24 protein-coding genes are annotated in these 25,374 nt (G+C 44.4%); 12 read left to right on the forward strand and 12 right to left on the reverse strand.

The window, feature by feature from the left end; genetic code table 11:
* Window positions 1-11 precede the first annotated feature (11 nt).
* A complete protein-coding gene (locus tag KS2013_RS09025) occupies window positions 12-1,184 on the forward strand; it encodes a trypsin-like peptidase domain-containing protein (protein ID WP_068994509.1) in 1,173 nt (390 codons plus the stop codon).
* A 61-nt stretch (window positions 1,185-1,245) separates the two neighbouring features.
* Here KS2013_RS09025 and murA read toward each other — a convergent pair whose 3' ends face one another.
* Entirely contained in the window at window positions 1,246-2,505 is a 1,260-nt protein-coding gene (gene murA, locus KS2013_RS09030) for a UDP-N-acetylglucosamine 1-carboxyvinyltransferase (protein ID WP_068992768.1), read from the reverse strand.
* Between the two features lie 52 nt (window positions 2,506-2,557).
* Window positions 2,558-2,803 (reverse strand): BolA family protein, encoded by a 246-nt coding sequence (locus tag KS2013_RS09035; protein ID WP_068992770.1) that lies wholly within the window; start codon window positions 2,801-2,803, stop codon window positions 2,558-2,560.
* Window positions 2,804-3,226: 423 nt separating this feature from the next.
* Here KS2013_RS09035 and KS2013_RS09040 point away from each other — a divergent pair, with 423 nt between their 5' ends.
* The 10 genes from KS2013_RS09040 to mgtE all read left to right on the forward strand — a co-directional run bounded on the left by KS2013_RS09040 (window position 3,227) and on the right by mgtE (window position 11,426).
* Window positions 3,227-4,216, forward strand: a complete 990-nt coding sequence (locus tag KS2013_RS09040; RefSeq protein ID WP_068992773.1) for a calcium/sodium antiporter — start codon at window positions 3,227-3,229, stop codon at window positions 4,214-4,216.
* Window positions 4,217-4,272: 56 nt separating this feature from the next.
* Complete coding sequence (locus tag KS2013_RS09045; protein WP_068992776.1) at window positions 4,273-5,253, forward strand: KpsF/GutQ family sugar-phosphate isomerase; 981 nt, start codon at window positions 4,273-4,275, stop codon at window positions 5,251-5,253.
* Window positions 5,253-5,792, forward strand: coding sequence for a 3-deoxy-manno-octulosonate-8-phosphatase KdsC (gene kdsC, locus KS2013_RS09050; protein ID WP_068992778.1), 540 nt, complete (start codon window positions 5,253-5,255; stop codon window positions 5,790-5,792). The genes KS2013_RS09045 and kdsC overlap by 1 nt, the downstream gene beginning before the upstream one ends.
* Window positions 5,792-6,346 (forward strand): LPS export ABC transporter periplasmic protein LptC, encoded by a 555-nt coding sequence (gene lptC / locus KS2013_RS09055; protein ID WP_068992782.1) that lies wholly within the window; start codon window positions 5,792-5,794, stop codon window positions 6,344-6,346. Before kdsC ends, lptC begins: the two co-directional genes overlap by 1 nt.
* Window positions 6,343-7,173: an LptA/OstA family protein gene (locus KS2013_RS09060; RefSeq protein WP_068992785.1), complete on the forward strand. Its 831-nt coding sequence runs from the start codon at window positions 6,343-6,345 to the stop codon at window positions 7,171-7,173. Before lptC ends, KS2013_RS09060 begins: the two co-directional genes overlap by 4 nt.
* A 1-nt stretch (window position 7,174) precedes the next feature.
* Entirely contained in the window at window positions 7,175-7,900 is a 726-nt protein-coding gene (lptB, locus tag KS2013_RS09065; RefSeq protein WP_068992788.1) for an LPS export ABC transporter ATP-binding protein, read from the forward strand.
* A gap of 424 nt (window positions 7,901-8,324) precedes the next feature.
* Window positions 8,325-8,612, forward strand: a complete 288-nt coding sequence (gene hpf / locus KS2013_RS09070; protein WP_068992793.1) for a ribosome hibernation promoting factor — start codon at window positions 8,325-8,327, stop codon at window positions 8,610-8,612.
* 7 nt (window positions 8,613-8,619) lie between these two features.
* The gene (locus tag KS2013_RS09075; RefSeq protein ID WP_068992796.1) at window positions 8,620-9,102 is read left to right on the forward strand and encodes a PTS sugar transporter subunit IIA; all 483 of its coding nucleotides are present in this window, start codon (window positions 8,620-8,622) and stop codon (window positions 9,100-9,102) included.
* Window positions 9,099-9,947, forward strand: a complete 849-nt coding sequence (rapZ, locus tag KS2013_RS09080) for an RNase adapter RapZ (RefSeq protein WP_068992799.1) — start codon at window positions 9,099-9,101, stop codon at window positions 9,945-9,947. Before KS2013_RS09075 ends, rapZ begins: the two co-directional genes overlap by 4 nt.
* Before the next feature lie 99 nt (window positions 9,948-10,046).
* Window positions 10,047-11,426, forward strand: a complete 1,380-nt coding sequence (mgtE, locus tag KS2013_RS09085; protein WP_068992802.1) for a magnesium transporter — start codon at window positions 10,047-10,049, stop codon at window positions 11,424-11,426.
* On the opposite strand, the gene pmbA is transcribed toward mgtE, so the two are convergent.
* Complete coding sequence (pmbA, locus tag KS2013_RS09090; RefSeq protein WP_228703659.1) at window positions 11,423-12,793, reverse strand: metalloprotease PmbA; 1,371 nt, start codon at window positions 12,791-12,793, stop codon at window positions 11,423-11,425. The genes mgtE and pmbA overlap by 4 nt on opposite strands.
* A gap of 159 nt (window positions 12,794-12,952) precedes the next feature.
* On the opposite strand from pmbA, the gene yjgA reads away from it, so the two are divergent.
* Window positions 12,953-13,477 carry a ribosome biogenesis factor YjgA gene (gene yjgA / locus KS2013_RS09095; RefSeq protein WP_228703660.1) on the forward strand — a complete coding sequence of 175 codons (525 nt, stop codon included), beginning with the start codon at window positions 12,953-12,955 and terminating at the stop codon, window positions 13,475-13,477.
* A gap of 2 nt (window positions 13,478-13,479) precedes the next feature.
* On the opposite strand, the gene tldD is transcribed toward yjgA, so the two are convergent.
* The 9 genes from tldD to prmC form a co-directional block, all read right to left on the reverse strand.
* Entirely contained in the window at window positions 13,480-14,922 is a 1,443-nt protein-coding gene (gene tldD, locus KS2013_RS09100; RefSeq protein ID WP_068992805.1) for a metalloprotease TldD, read from the reverse strand.
* An 8-nt stretch (window positions 14,923-14,930) separates the two neighbouring features.
* Complete coding sequence (locus KS2013_RS09105; protein WP_068992808.1) at window positions 14,931-15,755, reverse strand: carbon-nitrogen hydrolase family protein; 825 nt, start codon at window positions 15,753-15,755, stop codon at window positions 14,931-14,933.
* The gene (locus tag KS2013_RS09110) at window positions 15,745-19,614 is read right to left on the reverse strand and encodes a YhdP family protein (protein ID WP_068992811.1); all 3,870 of its coding nucleotides are present in this window, start codon (window positions 19,612-19,614) and stop codon (window positions 15,745-15,747) included. Before KS2013_RS09110 ends, KS2013_RS09105 begins: the two co-directional genes overlap by 11 nt.
* An 11-nt stretch (window positions 19,615-19,625) precedes the next feature.
* Window positions 19,626-21,119, reverse strand: coding sequence for a ribonuclease G (gene rng, locus KS2013_RS09115; protein WP_068992813.1), 1,494 nt, complete (start codon window positions 21,117-21,119; stop codon window positions 19,626-19,628).
* An 11-nt stretch (window positions 21,120-21,130) separates the two neighbouring features.
* Window positions 21,131-21,727, reverse strand: coding sequence for a Maf family protein (locus KS2013_RS09120; protein WP_068992817.1), 597 nt, complete (start codon window positions 21,725-21,727; stop codon window positions 21,131-21,133).
* A gap of 2 nt (window positions 21,728-21,729) precedes the next feature.
* A complete protein-coding gene (gene mreD, locus KS2013_RS09125) occupies window positions 21,730-22,218 on the reverse strand; it encodes a rod shape-determining protein MreD (protein WP_068992820.1) in 489 nt (162 codons plus the stop codon).
* A complete protein-coding gene (gene mreC / locus KS2013_RS09130) occupies window positions 22,208-23,101 on the reverse strand; it encodes a rod shape-determining protein MreC (RefSeq protein ID WP_071890164.1) in 894 nt (297 codons plus the stop codon). The genes mreD and mreC overlap by 11 nt, the downstream gene beginning before the upstream one ends.
* Before the next feature lie 145 nt (window positions 23,102-23,246).
* Window positions 23,247-24,290 (reverse strand): rod shape-determining protein, encoded by a 1,044-nt coding sequence (locus KS2013_RS09135; protein ID WP_068992824.1) that lies wholly within the window; start codon window positions 24,288-24,290, stop codon window positions 23,247-23,249.
* A gap of 240 nt (window positions 24,291-24,530) precedes the next feature.
* Window positions 24,531-25,370, reverse strand: coding sequence for a peptide chain release factor N(5)-glutamine methyltransferase (gene prmC, locus KS2013_RS09140; RefSeq protein ID WP_068992827.1), 840 nt, complete (start codon window positions 25,368-25,370; stop codon window positions 24,531-24,533).
* Between the last annotated feature and the right edge of the window lie 4 nt (window positions 25,371-25,374).

The following is a 25,374-nucleotide window of genomic DNA, read 5'->3' on the forward strand; positions in this document are numbered from 1 at the left end:
AAGAGATAACAATGAAAATATTTGAATTCCTTGGTTTCATCATTAAATACTTGCTGATTGGTTTGGGTATAGCGGCTCTATTTATCGTTTTTATGCCCGAAAAGTTTTCACATAAAAATGAACGGGCGGAACAGAATACTGGCCAGCCAGGTAATCCCCCAAAAATCAAGCTGCATGATGGCTTTGCGGACATGTTGCAGACAGTAAAGCCGGCTGTGGTCAGTATAAAAGCACGATCACAGGCTTTTCCTCTTAACAGTGAAGCCTGCGGGGCGAACCTGCAAGCCCTGCCACCTGAAACAAATGCCTGTGCTTTCCTTAATAATGGCTCCGGTGTCTTTATTGATGATCAGGGGCATCTTGTAACGAATGCTCATGTCTTAGATAAAGCAGCCACCGTCATTGTAGAGTTGAATCAGGGGCAACAATTAGACGCAACCATTATTGGTGTCGACGTCGATTCAGATATTGCCCTGTTGCAGGTTGATATTACCCCTCCTCATTATCTACCACTGCCACAGCAGGATAATAGCCGGGTAGGAGACTGGGTTTTTGCCATTGGTACACCCAATATGGCTTTCAACCAGACCGTTACGCAAGGCATCATCAGCGCAAAATTCTTCTCGAGAGTATCACACTACATTCAAACAGATGCCTCACTACGCCCGGGCAACTCAGGAGGAGCGCTAGTAAACAGCCGAGGAGAGTTGATTGGAATTACCTCCCTCAGCACTCGAAGTGAGCAAGGTGAAAAGCTCTATCAAAGCTATGCCATTGTCGCCAATAACGTTGCTCATGTAGTACAGCAGTTAATGGAACATGGAGAGGTTAATAGAGGCTGGCTTGGTCTGGATGGCGATATGACGATTAATATTCGTTCGATTAGTACTGAACTAAATCTGTCTGAGCCCCAAGTACAGCAGTTACAACAAAGAATTAATCAACTTCCGTACGGGAAAGGAATTGTCGTCACAGGTATTAATACTAACGGGCCAGCTGATCAGGCTGGTATGCAACCATTGGATATCATTACGAAGGTGAATGATAAGCCGATCTATAATTCTGCCGATCTGATATCAGCAATCTGGAATTTACCACCAGAGTCGGAAATAACTGTGGAGTATATCCGAGGGAATGACACCCAGACCACAGAGGTAACACTTGGACGAAGAACTCCGCAGTAAGTCAGTCTGATAACAAAAAAAGGCGCTGTTTCAGCGCCTTTTTTGTTTGGTCAGCAAATGATCAGCCAACTCGCTTAATAGAAGCACCAAGATTTTGTAGCTTTTCTTCGATAGTCTCATAACCACGATCAATGTGGTAAATTCGGTCAACCAAGGTCTCACCATTAGCGACTAGCCCTGATAGAACCAGACTGGCGGAAGCACGCAAGTCTGTAGCCATTACCTGGGCTCCAGATAGCTTTTCAACACCTCTACAAATCGCAGTATTACCTTCAATATTAATCTCCGCCCCCATACGCTGCATTTCCAGAACGTGCATAAAGCGGTTTTCAAAAATAGTTTCTGTAATAGTACCGGTACCTTCAGCAACGGCATTTAACGCACAGAATTGTGCCTGCATGTCAGTAGGGAAAGCTGGGTATGGTGCTGTCTTGATATTTACAGCTTTAGGACGCTGTCCTTTCATATCAAGCTCAATCCAGTTGTCGCCGGTATTCACTTCGGCTCCTGCTTCCTGCAGCTTTTTCAGCACCGCATCCAACAGTTTTGGATCCGTATTCTTGCATAAGATCCGACCGCGAGTTAACGCCGCTGCAACCAGATAGGTTCCCGTTTCAATACGATCTGGCTGTACATTGTGTTCACCACCATGAAGGCGCTCTACACCTTGAACCGTAATTACAGAAGTCCCTTCACCAGTAATTTTCGCTCCCATCTTGTTGAGGAAATTAACCAAATCAACAACTTCAGGCTCACGGGCAGCATTTTCAATGATAGTCTCACCATCAGCTAACGTTGCAGCCATGATCAGATTTTCAGTTGCACCAACACTTACTGTGTCCATTACCACCTGAGCACCCTTTAAACGACCATCAACTTTAGCTTTAACGTAACCACCCTCTACCTCAATATCAGCTCCCATCTCGCGCAGGCCATCAATGTGTAGATTCACTGGTCGTGCACCGATAGCACAGCCTCCCGGCAAGGACACTTCCGCCTGGCCATAGCGGGCAACTAATGGCCCTAGCACCAGGATAGAGGCGCGCATGGTTTTAACCAAATCGTAGGGAGCTTCATGGCTATGGATGTTTGAGGCATCGATCTCAACATTGAACTTATCGTCAATGGTGAGCTGCGCACCTAGCCTACCTAATAACTCAAGAGTCGTAGTGACATCATTAAGGTGAGGCAAATTACCAATGGAGGTCACTCCATCTACTAATAAGCTGGCCATTAAAATAGGAAGCGCGGCATTTTTCGCGCCAGAAATTTTTACTGAACCATCAAGTGGACCAGCATCTTTGATTAATAGTTTATCCATCAATATGCCTTACGTTCTTAATTGATGTTTGAGCCATGAAGCGTACTTCAGCCTAAACAAATAACTTCGCTTTTTCCCACTCAGCAGGAGTGTATGCTTTGATCGTCAACGCGTGAATTTCACCGCTAGCAATGTGCTCATTAACAGCAGCGTAAACCATTTGCTGTTTTTTTACGGCGCGCAGGCCTTCGAACTGCTCACTAACCACGATAACCTGATAATGACTGCCATCACCATCTACGCGTAATTCTGTTGTATCGATTGCTTGCTCTATAAGCTTTTTGATCTCTTCTACCATTAGGAAAATCTTCGTTTGCTGATAAATGACTGATGAATTCACACTATGCCTATCAAATTTGTCTAAGTTAAGACCGAATCAGGCGGTGAATTATCAAATATGACTGTAAAGAGGCAGGATTTTACCGTAAATTGACCGAATAAACACCTTTCAATGCCGAATTTACACAATAACATAAAGTGACATACTGCATAAAACTCGAGAATAATCGTTAAGTTCTCTTAAAATAAAAGCAAATCAACCATATAGCATGGGCTGCAGCCACGACTTTTAATGACAATCTCAGACCAACCTTGTACAATAGCGCGCTCGTTTTTGCAGGTTTTCAGCGACCGATTAGCAAAGCTTAGTTACAGTTTGCCGCTATAAATCGACACTCTGCTAACCCTATAATAGTACTCAAGATAATCCATTAAGGTTCCCATGATAGAAAATATTACCTACATCATTATCGGTATTACTCTTCTGATGTGGAGCGCTGATCGCTTTACTGACGGCGCAGCAGCGATCGCCCGAAACCTTGGTGTGTCTCGACTAATTGTAGGACTGACAATTGTTGCCATCGGTTCATCAGCTCCAGAAATTTTCGTATCAATACTGGACTCATTTAAGACCTGTGCTCCCGATAAACCAGATTGTGGCCCAGAAGTTGCTATTGGTAACGCCCTAGGCTCCAATATTACCAATATTGCACTGGTTCTAGGCATTACTGCACTGGTAAAGCCGTTATTAATTCATTCGACACTGCTAAGAAGAGAGATTCCGATCCTGTTTCTCTGCTCTTTAGCTGTCTTTTTCTTCTTTCTTGATTTACGCCTCAGTCATATTGAAGGGTTTATTTTACTGGGAGCTTTGGTTTTATATTTCATCTGGTTAGTGCGCACGGGTATACAGTCCCGCCAGAAGCATGACCCAATGGTTGACGAGTTGATTGAGGAACTGCCCGAAGGTATGCCCACAGGCAAAGCAACCTTTTGGGTCATTTTAGGTCTTGTCTTGCTGGTAGGAAGCTCAAAGCTTCTTATCGTTGGTGCCAGTGGAATTGCCACCGCTTTCGGTGTGTCAGAAACAGTCATTGGCCTGACCATCGTTGCCTTGGGGACCAGCTTGCCAGAGCTTGGCGCTTCGGTTGCCAGTGTCTTGAAAAATGAACACGAAATTGCCATCGGGAATGTCATTGGTTCCAACATATTCAACCTACTTGGAGTACTCGGCATCCCTGCAGCTATCGCTGCGCCAGTGATAGAGGATAAGATCCTTTATGTTGATTACCCCCTGATGCTGGCCTTAATCATAGCAACCGCCATAATGGCCTATGGCATACGCGGTACCGGTAAAATCAACCGTATCGAGGGCGGTATTTTAGTTGCTGTCTTCCTGGGGTATTATATAGTTCGGTTCTTCGTACTCTAAGGTCGAGTACAATAACTCAAATAATTCATATATAGCAGGCAGTTAGGAGTAAAGGTTTGAGTCAACAGCCAAGCAAGCAACAGTTCCTAGAAAGCGCTGAGCGCGTTATCAATATTGAAAGCCAGGCCGTTGAGCAACTTAAGAGCCAGCTTAATAATGACTTTTTTGCTGCTTGCCAGCGTTTACTAAACTGCCAGGGAAAAGTTGTCGTCATTGGTATGGGAAAATCAGGACATATCGGCGGTAAAATGGCTGCTACGTTTGCCAGTACCGGCACTCCTGCTTTCTTTGTACACCCTGCAGAAGCCAGTCATGGTGACCTCGGAATGATCGAAGAGCGTGATGTCGTTATTGCTCTTTCGAACTCAGGGGAGACTCATGAAGTTACATCCCTTATTCCTGTAATTAAGCGCCGCAAAATTCCGCTAATCAGTATAACCAGTAATCCGGACTCCAGCCTGGCTAAAGCGAGCGCAATCCATCTTACAGTTAAAGTTCAACAGGAAGCATGTCCTCATAATCTGGCACCCACAGCCTCAACTACAGCAGTATTGGCTTTAGGGGATGCGATTGCAGTGGCACTACTGGAAGCGAAAGGTTTTACACCTGATGATTTCGCTCTATCCCACCCGGGTGGGAGTCTGGGTAAGCGACTTTTATTACAGGTGGACGACCTGATGCATAGTGCTGAAAGTTTTCCGGCAGTTACCCCTGACACTCCTATCAAAGATGCCCTGTTAGAAATGACAGACAAACGTTTGGGAATGACGGCAATCCTAGATAAGGATCACTCGTTACTGGGCATTTTTACAGACGGCGATTTACGACGAGCCTTTGAAAAAGGAGTCGGTGTTGATGCCATCATCGAGGACGTAATGACCAAAGGATGTAAAACTATTACAGCAGATGCCCTGGCGGTAGATGCCTTTGGGTTAATGGAGCAGAACAGCATTACCTGTCTTATTGTGGTAGACGATAAGAATAAGCCTCTGGGCGCGGTTCATATGCATGATTTATTAAAAGCAGGAGTGGTGTGATGATAAAACCACACTATTCAGAAGAGTTACTGGAAAAAGCTGCCCGCATTAAACTATTAATATGCGACGTTGATGGTGTGCTGAGTAATGGCCAGGTTATTATTGGCAACCATGGTGAAGAGTTAAAAACGTTCAATATTAAAGATGGCTTTGGCCTTAAGAGTTTAATGAAGCACGGTGTCGAGGTTGCAATCATCACTGGCCGCAACTCTGAAATCGTAGCCAAACGTTGCCAGGAACTATCGATCCAGCACTATTACCAAGGACAGCAGAACAAAATAGCAGCTTATACCGAACTCTGTGAGAAACTCTCTATCCAGCCTTTCGAGGTCTGTCATGTGGGTGATGACCTGCCAGACCTGCCGTTAATGCGCCGTTCAGGCCTTGGTGTTACAGTATCTGATGGGCACTGGTTTGTTCGCGAACATGCTGACTGGGTCACCGACAGTAAAGGTGGTCACGGTGCTGTACGGGAAATTACCGATATGATACTACAAAGCCAGTCGGGGCTAGAGTCTCTTCACCGGGAGTATTATTGATGACATTTTTGAAAGGTCGCCAAATATTATGGTTACTAGTACCAGGTACTTTCGTGGTGGCCTTTCTGTGGGATAGCTCTGTTGAGAACAGACCTGACTTTGTAACCTCCAACAACAACCCAGACTACTATCTGGTGAATACCTCAACCCTGGAGTTTAACGAACAAGGTGAAACAACACGAAAATTTACCAGTAGCAAAACGTCCCACTTTAAAGATATTATGCAAACTCGTTTGGAACAGCCAAACTTTGTGGTGATGTCTCCAGACCGCCGCTGGCAGATTACGGCTGAGAAAGCCGTTAACAATGAACTGAGCGAACAGCTTGAGCTTGAAGGAAATGTGATAATTGAGCTCAACTCACAAAGTCAGCGACCTCCAATGACACTGACAATGCCACAATTAATGATTGATTTTACCACTCAAACGGCTTTTACAGATGCTGCAGTTGAGTTGAACAACACTATTTTTCGGCAAAGAGCCAAGGGCATGACAGCCGACTTGAAAGAAAATACGATTAAGTTTAAATCTCAAGTTGTCTCTGAAGAACTATGAAGCAAATACTAACTATTACATTAGGTTTATCACTGCTGTCAGCACTTGTAGCAAAGGTGCCTGCAGCAGAATTTGAAAAGTCAAAATTACGCTCGGACAATTCCTATATTGAGGCTTCACAAGAGCCCCCTCTGGTAGTCTATGAGAATAATGTTGTTTACGAACATGGTCAGCTTATCATTCGTGCCGACAAACTTATCAAGCAAGGTGAAGATGCTGGCATCATTACAGCTGAAGGTAGCCCGGTAAAAATTCATCATGTGAACGAACTTGGTGAAACAACAGATATCGAGGCACCCAAAATAAGCTATCAGCAACAGACAGGAGAACTGGCTGCGGATGGTGATATCAAGATCATTCAACAATCCGCAGGCGATCAGCTTACTCTGATTGGTAACAAGTTACGTGCTAACCAACAGATAACTGACGGCTTCGGCTTTGTACTTAAAGGCTCACCGACTCAGTTTATTTTGAACCAGCCGAATCAATCTGAAATTACTGCTATTGCGGACACACTTCGCTCTAACGGTAAGGATAGAAAAACTCAGTTGGTCGGCTCAGTTAAACTTACACAGGGCTCATCCAATACATCGGCAGCAATGCTAACTTATGACGGCGAGACTAAACGCATCTCGGCGACTCAAAGTGCTGACGGCTCACAACCTGTGGTCACTGAGTTCTACTGGCAGGATGAACCGCCAGCGGAAAAAACGGAAACAGAAAAAGCCCTCGAGCAAGAGCCACAAGAAGTAGACAGCAACGTTGAGCTCGAACAAGAAAACTCCGAAGATGATGATAAAGCCTTAGAAGAAGAGAACCAGCAGTAACATGAGTGCATTAAAGGCCCAGAATTTAGCCAAGAGCTATAAGTCCCGCAAAGTTGTTGAGAGCGTCTCACTGGAAGTCGAACAGGGTTCGATTGTCGGTTTGTTAGGCCCTAATGGCGCAGGAAAAACGACTTCATTTTATATGATTGTAGGCCTGGTACCTTCGGACGCAGGCAAGATTATGCTGGCAGACGAAGATATTACTGATAACGCCATGCACACACGCGCTCAAAAAGGAATTGGTTATTTGCCGCAGGAAGCGTCAATTTTTAGGAAGTTGTCAGTTCAAGACAATATCATGTCGATCCTTCAGCTTCGCAAGGACTTAAGCGAAGAACAGAGAGAACAAAAACTCGACGAATTGCTGGCGGAATTCCATATTGAGCATATCCGTCTCAGTCTTGGCATGAGCCTGTCCGGCGGTGAACGTCGTCGCGTAGAGATTGCCAGAGCACTTGCTAATGATCCGAAGTTTATTCTGCTGGATGAACCATTCGCAGGGGTAGATCCTATTTCGGTGATCGAAATTAAAAGTATCATCATGCAGTTGAAAGAGCGTGGTCTGGGAGTACTTATCACAGACCACAACGTGCGTGAAACACTGGATGTCTGTGAAAGGGCCTATATCGTTGATAGTGGGAATATCATTGCCGACGGCAACACAGATACAATCCTTTCAAATCCGGTAGTTAGGCAGCGTTACTTAGGTGAACACTTTAAAATGTGATCCTAGTCATTGAAAACTAAGAGCTCATCCCCAAATTTATAATAAGCCTTGCAAGATTCTCAATCTCAGGGTAACTTGTAACTAAAGGGTCAAGAAGGAATTGATTAGCTTAGTGGTAATGACAGAACGCCCAACATTGTACACCCTCCTAACTTGGATACACTCTAAATCCAAGAACCTACTTAAGCGTTTTTCTTATACACATAACAAGCGATCATTCCCCGGATTCTTTTCAATCAGTAGTCTCCAGCCGAAAAAAGGAGGTGAACTATTAAACCAACCTTATTATTTCCAACCTATCCACTGTGGATACAGTATTCCGCCGAGTCATGTGGCCCCTTCGCACGTGAACTCAGGTAACCGCGCCTTAGACGTTTCGAGTTACCATCATTTACACTAATTTTTAATAGAAGGATTATTTATTATGCAAATCAATCTAACAGGTCGTCATTTAGAAATTACAGAACCGCTAAAACAATTCGTCGATGAAAAATTTTCGAAACTAGAGCGACATTTCGACCATATCAATAATGTTTACGTAGTCTTGAGTGTTGAAAAAATTCGCCAAATTGCTGAAGCAACCTTACATGTTAACGGTGGAGAAATATTTGCGAATAGCGAGTCAGAAGATATGTATGCTGCGATTGATTTATTGATTGATAAGTTAGACCGACAAGTGATAAAACATAAAGAAAAGATGACTCGTCACTAAAACCATAATGCACATATTAGAAACTCTTGCACCCGAGCGCTGCCAGCTCGGGTTGCAAGCCTCAAGCAGGAAAAAAGCCTTACAGGTTCTCGCCAACATATTCAGCCAAAGTTGTGAATCACTTGATTCATTTGAAATACTCCAAGCACTAACTGAACGGGAGCAGGTTGGTACAACGGCAATTGGTAATGGTATAGCCCTTCCCCATGGCCGACTAAGTAACTGCGAAAAACCCATAGCAATTCTGGCTACTCTGGACACTCCGGTAGATTTTTTTGCTTCCGATAAAGAAAACATAGATGTAATGTTTGCCCTGCTTATCCCTAAGGATCTGGATTTTCGAGACTTAGCGGGAATCGAACAAGTAAAGACAATCTTCGATAATAAAACATTTTGTGCCCAAATCAGGAATGCTCACAATAATGAAGCATTATTTGATATCATTGAACAAGCCTTTAAAGAATATGGTGAAAAGGAAAAAGCTTCTTGAAATTAGTCATTGTAAGCGGTCGCTCAGGCTCAGGAAAATCTGTCGTTCTTAAAGCACTAGAGGATGCAGGCTACTACTGTATCGATAACCTGCCTCTCAGCCTGACACTGAATGTCATTAATGATCACATCTTACAAAACGATAAAATTGCTATTGGTGTAGATGCCAGAAACCCTAACACCCTGGCCAATTTTTCAGATCAAATGGAACAGATTAAAGCTGCAGCACCACAGGCTTCGGTTTTGTTTATTGATGCCGATGAAAATGTTTTACTAAAACGCTTCAGTGAAACTCGTCGACGTCACCCACTGACCAAAGAAGGTTATTCTCTGAGGGATGCGATTAATGAAGAAAGCAACCTACTTTCTCCAGTACGCGCATCAGCTGATCTGGTTATCAACACCTCTGAACTGACTCCGCACGAACTACGAGAGCGAGTTCGCGAAAGAGTCACCTCAAATTCAAATCAACAAATGGATGTGCGCCTTGTGTCTTTCGGCTTTAAACACGGTGCTCCAAAGGACGCGGACTTTGTTTTTGATGTACGCTGCTTACCTAACCCCTATTGGGTTGAAGAACTTCGAGACTTAACCGGTAAGGATCAGGAAATAGTAGAGTACCTATCATCAAGTTCATTGGTTATGGAGTATACCTGGCAGCTAAAAGTCTTCCTTACTACCTGGATTCCTGAGTTCAGCAAACAGGGGCGTAGTTATTTTACCTGCGCAATTGGTTGTACTGGGGGCCGGCATCGCTCCGTTTATATGGTTGAAACCCTTGGGAAGTTCCTGAATACAAACTACCCTAACCTCACTGTTGAGCATAGTCAGCTCAACAAAATGTAACCGGTCTCATTTTAAATCCGTCTAAGGCTCAAGCGGCTGGATTAGACTCGCCAGCTACGTTAGAATAAAGCAATAAAATCAACCACTAACAGGGTAGCTATGGCTGAGAATCAAAACAATCAGACTCGTCAAGAACAGCTGCAGCTTCTTAACTCTGCCCTCGACAGTGGTCACCTTATTCCTGTCCGCAACCTGCTGGAAGAGCTCCACTCAGCGGATATCGCTCACCTTCTGGAATCCACCCCGCCAAGAGTACGTAACGTTATTTGGCAGCTGCTGGATAAAGAACGTGAAGGTGATGTACTACAACATCTTAACGATGAAATTCGTCAGAACTTCATCGAAAACATGCAGCCGCAAGAACTGGCTAATGCACTGGCAGATCTTGATACGGATGATGTTGTGGATATTCTGGGTGATTTATCTCATAACGTCAGTAATCAGGTTTTACGCCTGCTGGATGAGCAAAACCGTGCATTAATTGAGCACGCACTGACCTATCCGGAAGATACCGCTGGCGGTCTGATGAATACAGATACGATCATGATCAGACCTCGAGTATCGGTGGAAGTTGTGCTTCGTTACTTGCGAATTCGCGGTAATATGCCACCTCATACGGATCATCTCTACGTGGTCAATTCACGTGACGTTCTCATTGGCTCAGTTCCAATCAGCGCCATACTGACCTGTGATCCAGACACCTCAATCACGCAAATCGTTGACGAGGAAATGTTCACCATTCCAGCGGATATGATAGACACCGAAGTCGCACAAATATTTGAGCGTCATGATTTGGTATCAGCTCCTGTACTGGATAACGAGGGCCGTCTTTTAGGCCGTATCACCATCGATGACGTGGTTGATGTTATCCGTGAAGAAGCCGATCACTCATTAATGTCTATGGCAGGTCTGGACGAATTAGAAGATACCTTTGGTCCAGTAATGGAAACCGCAAAAAAACGTGCCGTATGGTTAGGTATTAATTTACTAACTGTAATATTGGCGGCGCTTGTGATTGGTCTTTTTGAAAGCACCATCGGAAAGGTAACGCTCCTCGCAGTACTTTTACCCATAGTACCGAGTATGGGTGGCATTGCAGGAACCCAGACTCTCACTCTGGTTATCCGGGGTATGTCGCTTGGACATATTAGTGACGGAAACCAGTCCTACTTTCTGAAAAAAGAACTGGCAGTGAGTATCATTAACGGAATTTTATGGGCGATTATTATATCGACACTGGTTTACGCCTTTTCATTCTATCGAGAATCCGGCGTCAATCACTTTCACCTCGCCATAACTATCGGTGGAGCCATGCTTTTCAATCTGGTAACCGGTGTTATCAGCGGAGCCAGCATACCTCTGGTTCTAAAGAAGCTCAATATTGATCCAGCCATTGCCGGTGGCGTGGTTCTGACCACGGTAACCGATGTTGCTGGATTTTTTGCACTACTGGGTCTGGCAACCTACTTTTTCGCTTAGGCTGCTACGGTCATTCTCTCTATCGCCACAGAGCCGGTCAGTATGCTTGAGCGTTTATCCACGTCACTACCCATCGATACTATCGACTGCAACATTTGCTCCAGGTTTCCTGCAATAGTAATTTCCTGAACGTAATGCTGAATTACTCCATTCTCAAACCAGAACCCACTGGCACCTCTGGAATAATTACCTGTTACGATATTAACGCCTTGCCCCATGACCTCCGTTACAAGAAGACCTGTACCGAGATCCTTTAATATTGAATCCAAACTTTTCTTTTCTGAATCAATGCTGATGTTGTGGATGCCGCCGGCATTACCTGTGGTTTCCATACCCAGACGCCGAGCAGAATAACCACTTAAAAAGTATCCGTTTAAAATACCCTCACCAACGATAGTACGCTGCTGAGTTGCAACACCATCACTATCATAGTTTGAGCTGCCTAAACCTTTCAGCAAAAATGGGTCTTCATTGATACTGATAAAGTCTGGCAATATCTTATGCCCAAGTTTGTCCAGCATAAAAGACGACCTTTGATATAAAGCCCCCCCTTTAAGGGCACTTAATAAATGAGACCATAGACCACGAGCAACCTCAGGACTAAACACGACCGGGTACTGACCAGAGCGGCATTTGCCCTGTATTAATTTATTTTTTATTCGCTCGGCAGCTGCCTCACCAACTTCTGCCGGTAAAAGCAGATCGTTGAAGTCCCTGCCCAAGGTGTAGTAGCCATCACGGATCATCCCTTTCTCTGTCTCGCCAATAAGTACATTGGATAGACTGTAGCGAGTGGTTTGATTCAGGCCTCTAAAGCCATGACTGTTAGCATAGGATGATAGGGAGCGATGACTATAAAAATTTGCGCCTTCAGACTGTTTTATTTCTTTATGTTTTAGCGCAGCGGCCTCACCTTCCTGGGCTACTGCCAACATATCTTCAAGTGATAAATCAAAAGGATGATCTAAAGACAGGTCCTTAAACTCTGTTGCCATTCTATCGGCTTCAACTAACCCAGCATAGGGATCAGGCTCGGTGTATTTAGCGATATTAAACGCCGCTTCCAGGCCCTTAAGAGCCGCAGCTTCAGTTAAGTCATTTATTGAGACCGTACCCTTTCGCTGTTGCACATAAAGATTAATGCCTAAATGGCTATCCTGGTTAAACTCCAGCGTTTCAAGCTCTCCATTACGCACTTCAAGACTATTGCCAATGGTGTTATAGCTCCAAACTTCTGTTTGCTCCGCTCCCAGTTTTTTGGCTTCGCTAATAACGCGATCAGCTATTGACTGCATGACCTCTGAGGTTGCTGACTGCTGTTTGGCAATTTGCTTTAAAGTAAGTTGTTGACTATCGACCTGCGACAAGAGTAGCTCCCTTGATTGATAATTTTGCTATATTTCGCTGTGTCATTATAAAGACTTAAAATACAATAAAAAGCCCGAATAACAAGCATTCATTAGGTGATACGCTACCACAATTACCCGTAAAGCGTTATCATAAAGTAAAGTTTCTGCTGCCATACGATGATGATAGATAATTACGAAGAAGGCGAAGATTTCGCTGAAGAAAAATCCAAATCACAGATCAAAAAAGAAATGCTTGAGCTAACGGCTTTGGGAGAGAAGCTGGCGAAGCTAAATGAGCAGCAATGGCAAACACTGCCCATATCAAATACTCTGCTTCATGCTTTGCGAGAAATTCCTAAAATCGGGCATCACACCGGATTAAAGCGACAAATTAAGTATCTAGGCAAATTACTCCGAAATGAGGATGTTGAAGGTATTGAGCAACAACTCGTCATTAATAACCAGCAGCATACTCTGGAAGTTCAAAGAGAGAAGTTGTGTGAGCATTGGCGAGAACGCCTGCTGGAAGAAGGTGATGAAGCTGCCTTTGAGTTACTTCAGGTGGCACCTAACCTGGAGCGTCAGCACCTGAGACAGCTGGTCCGAAATGCGACCAAGGAAAAGTCTCTCAAAAAACCTCCCAAATACCAGAGAGAACTTTTCAGGTACTTGAGAGATTTTGCAGAATTTCAAGACAGTTAAGCTTAACCGGACTGAGTACCACCCACGGTCAGCTGATCCACTTTCAAAGTAGGCTGGCCGACACAGACGGGAACACTTTGTCCATCTTTCCCGCAAATGCCGATTCCGGGATCTAGCTGGCTATCATTCCCAACCATACTGACATACTTTAAAACCTCTGGCCCATTACCGGCTAAAGTCGCACCTTTGATTGGTGCCGTCAACTTACCGTCTTCTATCAAATAAGCCTCACTGGCACTGAACACAAAGTTGCCTGAAGTAATGTCTACCTGACCGCCGGCAAAGTTAGGAGCATAAACCCCTTTCTTAACGCTGCGAATAATTTCTTCTGGTTCAGACTCTCCTGAAAGCATCAGTGTATTAGTCATCCTCGGCATGGGCAAATGCGCGTAAGACTCTCTTCGGCCATTACCTGTTGGAGACTGCCCCATAAGACGAGCATTATGCTTGTCCTGCATATATCCTTTCAGGACACCTTTTTCTATCAAAACGTTAGACTGGGTAAGCGTACCCTCATCATCTACATTAAGAGAACCACGCTGGTTCTGTAAAGTGCCATCATCAACAACCGTACACAGTTCGGAGGCGACTTTCTGTCCCATCCGATTAGCATATGCAGAAGAGCCTTTGCGATTAAAGTCGCCCTCAAGGCCATGACCAACCGCCTCATGAAGAAGCACCCCTGGCCAGCCGTTACCAAGCACCACCGGCATAGTTCCCGCAGGTGCTTCAACCGCTTCCAGATTGATAAGAGCCTGGCTAACTGCACGCTCTGCTAATTGTTCAAGGTCCAGACTAATCAGATGGTGCCAGCTGTAACGGCCTCCCATTCCAGAACTTCCACGCTCGCGGCGCCCATCATGCTCTGCAACCACCGTCACGTTCAAACGAATCATAGGGCGAATATCTGCGGCCAGGGTACCATCAATGGCCGCCACCATCATATGCTCATCCGCTGCCGACAAACTAACAATTACCTGCTTAACTTTTTCATCCAGTTGACGCGCCTTGGCATCAAGCTGTCGCAACAACGCTATTTTATGTGCCTGCTCGACATTTCCTAAAGTAGACTCAGGCTCATAAAGACTTGTCGTTCTTTGCATTTGATTGAAACTGATGGTCTTAGACTGACCCGCCCTACTGATACTGGTAGCAGCCGCAAGCGCATTATTTAAAGCGGTCTGCTCAAATTGATTGGCGTAGGCAAAACCGGTTTTCTCGCCGTCTATGCTCCGGATACCCAGCCCCTTGTTTAAATTAAAGCTAGCGTCTTTGACCAGTCCATCTTCCAACTGCCAATATTCCATCACGACTTCCTGCAAGAATATATCTGCATAATCCTGCTGGTAGTGACCTAGAGCTCCGATCGCCTTTTGAACTGCATCTACAGTAAGATCGGACTCTTTGAATAAGTGTTGCTCAACACGATCAAGAATGTTTGTCATTCAGTACCTTATAACTTTCGGTGTGTATGGACAGGAAAACGCTTTTTAATGGCGTTAATCTGTTGAGTATCAATTTCATGATTAATGTAGCCAACCTGGTTGTCCATTTCAGCAAGGACATCTCCCCACGGTCCGACGAAAAGACTATGACCATAGGTTTTACGTTTATTATCATGTAACCCGGTCTGATTGGGAGCAACTACAAAGCATAGGTTTTCTACCGCTCTTGCCTGTAGTAATAAGTTCCAGTGAACTTTACCCGTTTGCAATGTAAAGGCTGAAGGCGCCAGAATGACTTCCACATTTTGCTTTTGATATAAACGGTATACCTCTGGAAAACGCAGGTCATAGCAGACAGATAAACCGAACTTTATATCTTTAAACTCAAACGTTTTGGTTTCGTAACCGGCCAACGTGTTGGCGGATTCTGAATAAACCTCGTCATCTTTAACAGCGACATCAAACATATGAATTTTATCGTAATGCGTTATGACGCTACCATCAGGAGCATAAACATAACACCTGGCATAAGGACGCTCTTTAATCTCTGACTCAACTGCTATGGTGCCCCCGACAAGTGCTACCTGATTTTCTTTAGCAACTCGCTTCATCCAGTCTTGAATTTTGCCCTGACCGGGAGGTTCAACAAAATCTAATTTCTGGCCATTATATTTTTCCATCAAGGCAAAGGTTTCAGGTAGAACCACCATCTCAGCGCCATCAGACACTGAGTCTTTAATAAGTTTTTCAGCTGCTTTAAGATTTTCATCAATATCGCTTGATGAAGACAACTGAATCAGGCCGATTTTGATTCTCTTAGAATCACTCATCATTAATATCCTCCGCCGTTTCTTGCTCGGATGGTAACTTTTCTTCGTCTGACTCGGGCTCAGCGTCAGTGGGTTCCTGTCTTTCTTGCTCTGTCTTTAGCTCAGACTCAGGAACTGTCACTTCTTTCGATTTTTTACTTAACTCAACAACTTCTGGGTTGGCCAGATCGCCCGTCACTTTATATTCAATACTCACTACAACATCAATCACAGGCTCGAATATCTTGTTAACCAGCAGCATGATCAAGCCAGTTGTCGGTTCAATTGCCCAGCCGGCTAGCACAGGTAAACTTGATCCCAGCTTTGGCACCACAGTAACATTTTGATCGACAGTCTGTTCGACTAAATCAATACTTCCTTTGACTTCAACATCCGCTGCAGTACCGTTGATGAATACATCATCACTGTGGACCACGCCATTTTTAATGGTAAATACTCCGCGCATTGTGTCATAGAAGAATCCATCTTCAAACAAGTCGCTAAAGTCTAGCGACAGCCGTCGGCGAACGCTTTGTAGTGAAAATAAACTGAACACTCGCGCCTGACGATCGCTCAGCTCTTTCACAGCACCCGGTCCGGTATCTAAACTGATATTACCGTTCAAGGTTTCCAGGCTGATGTCATGAAACCCTCCCGGCCACGATAGAGCGATACTGCCTGTGGCTTCTGTTTCTTTCAATCCATCGCCATAACCCCATCGCTTGAGGAGAGCACCGGTATCCTGTGTGGTGAAGCGAATATTGACCGCGCTCTGATCATCCTGCCAGCGTCCCTCTAAATAGGCAGCTAACTGCCCTTTTATTTGGCTGTCGCCTTTTAAAACAACAGCGTCACCTTCCTTTGTTGAAACCAGTGTTAACTTTCCAGTATCAATCCCATTGATTTTGCAGCTAAAGCATTCCAGCTGCCACTTATCAAGTGCATCTTTTTGGAGATCCAGCTCAGACTCAGACAAGCTGGAAAATGGCTGTAATTCAATATCCAGACTATCCACTACCACATGTTTTCGGCCGTCAGTGAACAGAGTCAAACTACCATTACCTTCTTTTGCACTGACATTAAAACGAACGCTTTCATCATCCAGTAATGAGTCTGTTAATGAAACTTCATGTAGTGATTGTCCTGCTACGGTAAATAAATCCGTCCTAACAGCGATATGATCAATCCACTTGGGCCAGAAGAAGTCGCCTTCTTTTTTCATCTGCAGACTATTAATCCATTCGTAACTATGAATTTCTGGAAAGAAGCCCTGTATCGCAACCCCTTGAGGTGGAACTTGAATAGAGTTCGTCGCCAGCTCTCCCAGAGCAATCACTCCATTGATATCTTCCGGATTAGACTGGCTAAAATTCAACTGTGCCGAGACAGTATCCCTGTAAATGGTTCTTGACTGAATCCGTCCTTCGGTTTGAAACAAGGTTGCCAGAAAAGATGCCGCTGCTGACTTTGACTTGCTCAGCCAGGATGGGCCTTCTATCAGCGTCCCTTTCAAGTCGCTGCGCAAAATCAGTGAGGCCGAACCGCCCACATCTTTCCTGTAGTGAAGAGTCACTGGACTTTCACCCTCAATCTTAAGCGGAGCCTGTATATTATGAAATTCTACTGCTCTGGCGAGATTGAACATTGATTCTGCATTAATATTGACCAGATCATCACTTTCAGTATATTCATCAACAGTAATATCCAGAGTGACCGGACTCTTCCAGATTTCCCCTTTCAAATTTTTAGAGTAGGCGCCTCTTTCAGTGTAATGAAGCGATCCCGTCAAGGAATCGAGAGCAAAGTTGTAACCGTCAAGCTGAATGCTTTGCCCATTGAAGCTGATATTACCCGTCAGCCGAGTATTGTCATCATCCTCACTAAGTGGAATGCTGACACTTAATTTATGATCAAGTTTTCCAGAAAACTTGAGGTCGATTAAATCGTCTCCAAGCCACTGATGTATCGGTGATTCGAAAAACAAATCTCTATACGGTTGATAAGCTACCTGGTTTTCAATGTCCATCTTAAGTACAGAATTTTCTGTAAAAATTGACTCAATCACTCCCTCAACATTCCCAATATCATTTCCGAGAACACTTCCTGAAGTGGCATTGATCATCAACTTATTATTCAAAAAGTGAACATCAGCCGATAGATTTTCCAGTTGTGGCCAGTCCTTATCAAAATTAAACTGGCTGTCCGATACTTTTGCCTGTATATCAAACTGGCCATCATTGTTTTCATAAGGAAAGTTTTCGATATTGCCACGCCATGTCAATTTACCAAAATCAACTTGTCCAGAAATTAAAGACTGATCGAGAAAAGACAGTACCTCTTCGTCCATTTCATTACGAGGCCAGTAGGTTTCCAATGCGGCAATATTAACGTTACGAGCTTCAGCATAAATTGACATATCAGGATCGCCATCCACAATCTCAATTTTGCCGCTGGCAAAGACTTCTGTATCAGGGTTATCTAAAGCAAAAGAGTTCACCTTAATAAATGGGCTTTCTTTGAAACTAATCCATGCATCCAGACTTAAGGTATCCACGGGAATATTGTTTTTAAATACTCCGGGCCATTTAATATTGGAATCCTCAGTGCTCGCTCTAACAGTCCACCCATCATCAAGCTTGTTTACAAACAGGCTTTTCAGCATTACCCCGGGAGAATTCGCAGTAGACTGTACACTGAACGAGTCTACCTTGGCTCTACCGTTAATCGGAACCAGCTCTTTATTTTTTTGAAGTGTTTCAAGATCCAAAGAGACTAAATCACCCTCGGGCTTTAAGTCTATTAGGTGTTGTCTTATGTCCTGGGGCATAAAAGGGATGGACAGAGAAGAAAAGTAACCGATTGGTGTATTCTGTGCTTCAAAACGCCATACCGTAGTGTCTTCATCAACCTTATCCCTGACAACCTTGAAGTAACTATTGTAGCGTTTTAAGTCACCAGACTCCTGACGCTCTACTACATGAAACTTATCGCTGGAAAAAATCGTATAACGACCTTCATGTATATAGTTAATTTCTGCATCTAACTTAGCTACTTTTGAATCCGTGCTGTCAGCTTTAAAAAGTAACTTACCGGATACAGGAAAATCACCTTCATAGCTTAGCCAAAACTCTGTATCCGCGAGCTCAACTGGAATTCCCTGAGGTAAATTAAAGAACTGACTACTATTGACCAAGTCAAAGTCACGAAGTAAACCATATATGTCGATGGGGTTATCGTCAGCAAATGGTTTGCCATCAGACTCAACAATAACCTTACCCTGAGATGCAAATTCACTTTGAAAGTCGAGCGTTAACTGCCGCTGCTGATCTCGCCTGATAAAGTTTAACTGTGAGACCTGGACCTTTTTGCTTTGATCATTTTTTCTGAAGTTAATCGATACATTATCAATTGCAATGGATTCTTGATTAATGATTTCCGGATAACGTTTAAGGAATAATTCAACATTGGGGGAAAAGTCATTGCTAGCGGCAGACTCATTGATCGCAATATCAAGAGTTACCGTATTAAGCTCAACCTTTTCAGTAACTAAATAACCTTTGAACAAACTTTCCCAGAAATTAAGAACTATAAGACTCTTGCTGGAACCCAATGAGACATCACCGTCATCACTACTCCATTGAACATCTTCCATAAAAATACTGGGTTTAAATTTTGTCCAGTCTACATCCAGTGACTGGTAATCAAACTGACCACCGAACTCTGCCTCGGCTAAAGCTATCATCCTAGCTTTATCTTCTGTCCAATAGGGTAAGGTCAGTTTAGCCAGCGACAGAAGGACAACAAATATAATGACAAGAACCGACATCAACCAAAGTAATTTGGTTAATGTTTTTCTCAAGAATCTAACAAACGATTTTGCCATTAAGGTTCCGGTTACATTAAAACAACGTCAAACTGCTCTGGCGAATATAAGCTTTCGACCTGCAGTTTTATAGGTTTATCAATTTCTACTTCTAAATCACCGAGACTGCTAGCCTCTTCATCCAGTAGACAGTCGACGACTTCCTGACTTGCCAAAACTAGAAATTTTTGTACATCATAGGTTCGTGCCGCCCGGCTCAGCTCACGGAAGATTTCATAACAGACTGTGACTGCGGTTTTAACATAACCTCGACCATTACATTGTTGGCATGGCTCGCACAGCAGTCGCTCCAGACTTTCTCTGGATCGTTTGCGGGTCATCTCAACCAAGCCCAGAGTAGACACTTCAGTTATCTGAGTTTTAACATGATCCTTTTCCAGTAGCTTTTCCAGTGTTCTTAATACCTGACGCTTATGCTCTTCATCTTTCATGTCAATAAAATCAACAATAATGATGCCGCCAAGGTTTCTTAGTCTTAACTGTCTAGCTAAAGCGGTCGCAGCTTCCAGATTCGTTCTGAAAATGGTTTCTTCCAGATTTTTATGACCAACAAAAGCACCGGTGTTAACATCTACCGTAGTCATCGCTTCAGTCTGATCAATGATTAGGTAACCACCCGATTTTAACTGTACTTTTCGTTCCAGAGCTTTTTTAATTTCCTCCTCGACGTTGTAAAGATCAAAGATTGGACGTTCGCTCTGATACAACTCGATCCGGCTTTCCATCTCTGGCAAAAACTCTTTTACAAAATCTCGAATTCGCTCCAAAGCTTTTTCATCATCAATACGAACTCTTTCGACGTCATCCTCGAAGATATCACGCATGATCCTAAGCTCTAATCCGAGGTCCTCATGAACCAAACCGGGGGCTTTAACTTGTTTTGACTTGTCGGTGATCCCATTCCACAACTTTGCGAGAAATAAAGCATCACGAACCAGTTCTTTTTCAGATGCACCTTCAGCTGCGGTTCGAATAATAAATCCATTGTCGAGCTCTTGATGCTCTTCCAGCAACTCACGCAACCTGACCCGTTCGTCCTGGTTATCGATTCTTTGTGAGACACCAACATGCTCGGTGTCAGGCATTAACACCAGGTAACGGGAAGGAATCGTAATATGAGTCGTTAATCGGGCGCCTTTACTGCTGATGGGATCTTTGATGACCTGCACTATGATCTTCTGACCTTCGTGCAGGACCGTAGTGATATCGGTTTCCTGTGCCTGTTGCTTGTCCAGTAATTGAGAACCCTCGATAGCCTGCTTACTGCCCTCGGCTTTATCAGTCACGATATCCGCCAGGTGAAGAAAAGCAGCTTTATCATGACCGATGTCGACAAAAGCCGCTTGCATCCCAGGCATTACTCGCTTAACAACACCTTTATAGATATTACCGACAATACCTCTATTTTCTGTGCGCTCTAAATGAACTTCCTGCAACACGCCATTTTCCACGATAGAAGCACGCGTCTCCTGAGGCGTAATATTAATCAGAATTTCATCACGCATACTTATATTCCTTATCTCAGTGCAAACTGAATGCCTACGTCTTCCAACAAGAGACGTGTCTGATAAATGGGTAAACCAACAACGTTACTATAACTTCCGCGAATTGACTCAACCAGGGAACCGCCAAGTCCCTGTATGGCATAACCACCGGCTTTACCCAGTGGCTCTTTGCTTTGGCAATAGCGCTCTATCAACTGGGTATCCAGTGGCGCAAACACCACTTCGGTTTCTACCGTACTTTGCCAGTGCTGCTGGGGGGTCGCTATGACGACACTTGATATGACAGTATGGGTATTCCCGCTCAGACGTTGCAACAACTCTGTCGCATGCTCCAGGTCCTGAGGTTTACCCAAAGCTTCATTATTGTGTACTACCGTGGTGTCTGCTGTCAGAACCGGCCACTGCTTCTGGTATTCATCACCCTCAAGAGCTGACATCGCTTTACCCAGAGCAACTCTCGATACATACTCTCTTGGACTTTCACCCGGCAGAAGCGTTTCATCAAAATGATTTGCTATCTGCTGGAACGTTACACCAAGCTGTTGCAATATCTCCTGACGACGTGGCGAACCAGACGCCAGATAAATCGTTGAGTATTCTGCTGCCATCTTTAAATCACCCTGAAGTAACGGCGGATATCACGAAGTAAAATGAATAACCAGGGCCATAGCAGCGTGTTAATCCCAGCCGAAAGCCAATAGGTAAAACTACTTTCCGGACTACCGGTAATCCGTGACAGCCACAGAACCAGCCCTAGATAAGGAAGACTTAAAAAGCCCATGGTCAGAGCCTGCTTCCAGATTGGATATATTCGAATACGCTGGAAATTCAGCTGCAAGATAAAAACCAATACGCACAAAGTAAAACTATGCAGGCCGAGCGTACTTCCCATCAATGCATCGTAAATCAGCCCCCATATAAATGCCCAAAAAAGGCCAATGCGATGAGGCAGTGCCACCACCCAGTAACCCAGCACTAAAAATAGCCAGTCTGGCCTGAAGGGCTGCCATGAATCGGGTAGCGGAATAACGCTTAAAATTAAAGCGATAAGAAGGCTTAAAATTATAACCCAGCTACCACGCTTTTTATCATTCTGCATCAGGACCTGTCTCCCCTTCTAACTCTGATTGTGATACCTCTGGATTGGTTGGGTCTTTCACTTTTGGATCGTGATAGGGCCACAATAGCAGGACATGATTAGCACGATTAATATTGGCGGTTGGCTCTGCCTGAATTTCAGCATATGGCTGAGCAGTCTGCCTAACTACCGATATCACTTTAGCCACAGGATAACCGTCCGGGAAACGCTGTCCTAAGCCCGAACTTAGCAGAATATCCCCTTCTTTAACATCAATCGTATTCGGCAGATGTCTTAAATACAGTAAACGACCATTACCCTGCGCAATGGCTCGAACACCGTTTCGATCGATCCTGACAGGAATTGCATGCTTCTGATCATTAATCAGGATCATTCGTGACGTTGAAGTCGATACCTCGACGATTTGCCCCATGATGCCTTCCGCATCCACCACCGGCTGCCCCACAAAAACATCATCCATGCTGCCTTTGTTTAGAATCAGCTCATTAGCGAACAGGCTACTATCGATATTAAGAACCTCAGCAATGACTCGTTTTCCACGCAATGTTCTGGAGGAGCCAAGCAGTGATCGCAAACGGGCGTTTTCAGATTCAAGACCAATGAGGCGTTGGTTTTGTGCTTTAAGAATAAGTAACTCGTCTTTTAAACGACGATTTTGATCAATCAAATCATTACGACTGACAATATTGTTATCGGCCCAGGAAGCAATTTCATTAGGAAGGTTCGCTAAAAAATAAATAGGTGCAAACACAGTGGAAACACCTTTACGGGCACTGCTCAAATAGTCATAGCGATAATCAAGCACCATCATTAAGGAAGCTAAAAGCAAACTAAAAAGCAGCTGTAGCAACAACGACGGTCCCTGAGTAAATATATTTTTAATGGCTTACTCCTCAGCAAGAAGTATCTCGCACACGATTAGTCCACTGGGCCGGACTTTAGTTTAGCAATTATTAGGCTATGGATACAAAAAACGGGCAAACTAAGTGCCCGATTTTCATCGACTTTTTGGGCTAATGCCCCAAGTCTTAATCGTCTGAGAATAAATCTCCACCGTGCTCATCGATGGTTTCTAATACTTTCCCACCACCACGAGCTACACACGTTAATGGATCTTCAGCCACAATCACTGGCAAGCCGGTCTCTTCCATCAACAAACGGTCTACATCACGAATCAATGCACCACCACCCGTCAATACCATGCCGCGCTCAGAGATATCAGCAGCCAATTCAGGAGGCGACTGTTCTAATACAGTTTTTACCGCGCGCACAATACCGTGTAGTGGGTTTTGTAGAGCTTCTAAAATTTCATTACTGTTTATAGTAAAGCTACGAGGAATACCTTCAGCCAGATTACGACCACGAACGTCTAGCTCGCGAACTTCTGTGCCAGGATAAGCAGTACCGATTTCATGCTTGATACGCTCAGCTGTCGCTTCACCAATAATTGTGCCGTAATTACGACGGATGTACTCTATGATAGCTTCGTCAAAACGGTCACCACCGATTCGAACCGAATCAGAGTAAACCACGCCATTCAAAGATAAAATTGCAATCTCGGTTGTACCACCACCGATATCCACAACCATCGAACCACGCGCTTCGTTCACAGGCAATCCAGCACCAACCGCTGCAGCAACCGGTTCTTCAATCAGGTAAACATCACGAGCACCAGCTCCCAATGCCGATTCTTTAATCGCACGTCGTTCTACCTGAGTGGATCCACATGGGACACAAACCAGTACGCGAGGACTTGGGCGGAAGAAAGTATTATCGTGAACTTTACGAATAAAGTGCTGAAGCATTTTCTCAGTCACTTCAAAGTCGGCGATCACGCCATCTTTCATTGGACGGATGGCAACAATGCTTCCAGGCGTTCTACCTAACATTTTCTTTGCAGCCTCACCAACGGCAGCAATTGATTTTGCACCACCAGTTCGATCTTGACGAATGGCTACGACTGAAGGCTCATCGAGCACAATCCCTTGGTCTCGTACATAAATAAGAGTATTGGCTGTACCTAAGTCAATCGATAGGTCAGTTGAAAAAAGGCCACGTAATTTATTAAACATCTAAGGAAGTTTCCCGCATTAAACTTGTGTTACTAAAGTTCACTTAAAATAATTGTCATTCAAAAAGGGCTAAACGCCAATGGCGACAAGGCTTGTGAGAATATTCTCAATCGCGTTACTCTAACAATACTCATCAAGCTCGGCAAGCTTAAAAACCTTTAACAGTAGATTATTTTCACAGTTTGTAGAATTTGTATCAAGAAAGTCATGACAGCCTTAATAAGAGACCTGAAACTTCTACTAAAGTTCAGTTAAACGTCCAATGGTCACACGGGCATGTCCGGCATAATCTTTGATGGTCTCAATCGATTCGTAACCCAATTCACGCAAAATCTTCTGCACTGGCTCGGCCTGCTCGAATCCATGCTCGAACATCAGCCAGCCCCCCGGCTTGAGATGACTTTTAGCCTGCTCACTGATAATTCGTATATCAGATAGACCACTATCTTCAGCGACCAGTGCCGTTATTGGCTCATAGCTCAAATCATTGAGATGCGGATCGTTGTCAGCAATATAAGGCGGATTGCTAACGACCAGATCCAGCGGCTTGTTCGGCCATTGGTCGAGCCAATGACTGTGTAGACAGGTCACGTTCTCCAGCTGATAACGGTGGCGATTTTTTTCCGCAACAGCTAATGCCTGTTCGCTGACGTCTACAGCCCAGACTTCTGCATTCGGCCGCTCACTGGCAATAGCCATAGCAATAGCGCCAGTGCCGGTTCCCAGATCGACCACTCGTGCAGCCTTTTCAACAGGCAAATGCTCGAGGGCGCACTCCACAAGGTGCTCGGTTTCAGGACGTGGTATTAAAGTATCAGGCGTGACCGCTAAGTTGAACGTCCAGAAATCCTGATGCCCCAGAATGTAGGCAACCGGCTCACCACTGGCGCGCCTCTTAACAAGTGATTGAAACTCTTGAAATGCAGCCTGAGACAATTCCTTTTCCGGCCAGGTCTTCAACCAGCTGCGATTCTTCTCTAATTGAAAAGCCAGTAATAGTTCGGCATCCAGTTTAGGGCTATCGCTTGTCGATAATTGCGCAATAGCCCAGTCGATGGCATCACTGACAGTATGACTCAAAAGC

The sequence above is a fragment of the Kangiella sediminilitoris genome (genome assembly GCF_001708405.1).
Taxonomy (GTDB): Bacteria; Pseudomonadota; Gammaproteobacteria; order Enterobacterales; family Kangiellaceae; genus Kangiella; species Kangiella sediminilitoris.

What these genes read in the sequence shown, in the direction of transcription:
- KS2013_RS09135 (WP_068992824.1), bottom strand. Translation starts at nt 24,290, where the DNA reads ATGTTTAATAAATTACGTGGCCTTTTTTCAACTGACCTATCGATTGAC.
- KS2013_RS09075 (WP_068992796.1), top strand. Translation starts at nt 8,620, where the DNA reads ATGCACATATTAGAAACTCTTGCACCCGAGCGCTGCCAGCTCGGGTTG.
- rng (WP_068992813.1), bottom strand. Translation starts at nt 21,119, where the DNA reads ATGCGTGATGAAATTCTGATTAATATTACGCCTCAGGAGACGCGTGCT.
- KS2013_RS09110 (WP_068992811.1), bottom strand. Translation starts at nt 19,614, where the DNA reads ATGGCAAAATCGTTTGTTAGATTCTTGAGAAAAACATTAACCAAATTA.
- KS2013_RS09105 (WP_068992808.1), bottom strand. Translation starts at nt 15,755, where the DNA reads ATGATGAGTGATTCTAAGAGAATCAAAATCGGCCTGATTCAGTTGTCT.
- hpf (WP_068992793.1), top strand. Translation starts at nt 8,325, where the DNA reads ATGCAAATCAATCTAACAGGTCGTCATTTAGAAATTACAGAACCGCTA.
- mreD (WP_068992820.1), bottom strand. Translation starts at nt 22,218, where the DNA reads ATGCAGAATGATAAAAAGCGTGGTAGCTGGGTTATAATTTTAAGCCTT.
- KS2013_RS09035 (WP_068992770.1), bottom strand. Translation starts at nt 2,803, where the DNA reads ATGGTAGAAGAGATCAAAAAGCTTATAGAGCAAGCAATCGATACAACA.
- lptB (WP_068992788.1), top strand. Translation starts at nt 7,175, where the DNA reads ATGAGTGCATTAAAGGCCCAGAATTTAGCCAAGAGCTATAAGTCCCGC.
- KS2013_RS09040 (WP_068992773.1), top strand. Translation starts at nt 3,227, where the DNA reads ATGATAGAAAATATTACCTACATCATTATCGGTATTACTCTTCTGATG.
- KS2013_RS09025 (WP_068994509.1), top strand. Translation starts at nt 12, where the DNA reads ATGAAAATATTTGAATTCCTTGGTTTCATCATTAAATACTTGCTGATT.
- kdsC (WP_068992778.1), top strand. Translation starts at nt 5,253, where the DNA reads ATGATAAAACCACACTATTCAGAAGAGTTACTGGAAAAAGCTGCCCGC.
- KS2013_RS09060 (WP_068992785.1), top strand. Translation starts at nt 6,343, where the DNA reads ATGAAGCAAATACTAACTATTACATTAGGTTTATCACTGCTGTCAGCA.
- mgtE (WP_068992802.1), top strand. Translation starts at nt 10,047, where the DNA reads ATGGCTGAGAATCAAAACAATCAGACTCGTCAAGAACAGCTGCAGCTT.
- lptC (WP_068992782.1), top strand. Translation starts at nt 5,792, where the DNA reads ATGACATTTTTGAAAGGTCGCCAAATATTATGGTTACTAGTACCAGGT.
- yjgA (WP_228703660.1), top strand. Translation starts at nt 12,953, where the DNA reads ATGATGATAGATAATTACGAAGAAGGCGAAGATTTCGCTGAAGAAAAA.
- murA (WP_068992768.1), bottom strand. Translation starts at nt 2,505, where the DNA reads ATGGATAAACTATTAATCAAAGATGCTGGTCCACTTGATGGTTCAGTA.
- KS2013_RS09120 (WP_068992817.1), bottom strand. Translation starts at nt 21,727, where the DNA reads ATGGCAGCAGAATACTCAACGATTTATCTGGCGTCTGGTTCGCCACGT.
- tldD (WP_068992805.1), bottom strand. Translation starts at nt 14,922, where the DNA reads ATGACAAACATTCTTGATCGTGTTGAGCAACACTTATTCAAAGAGTCC.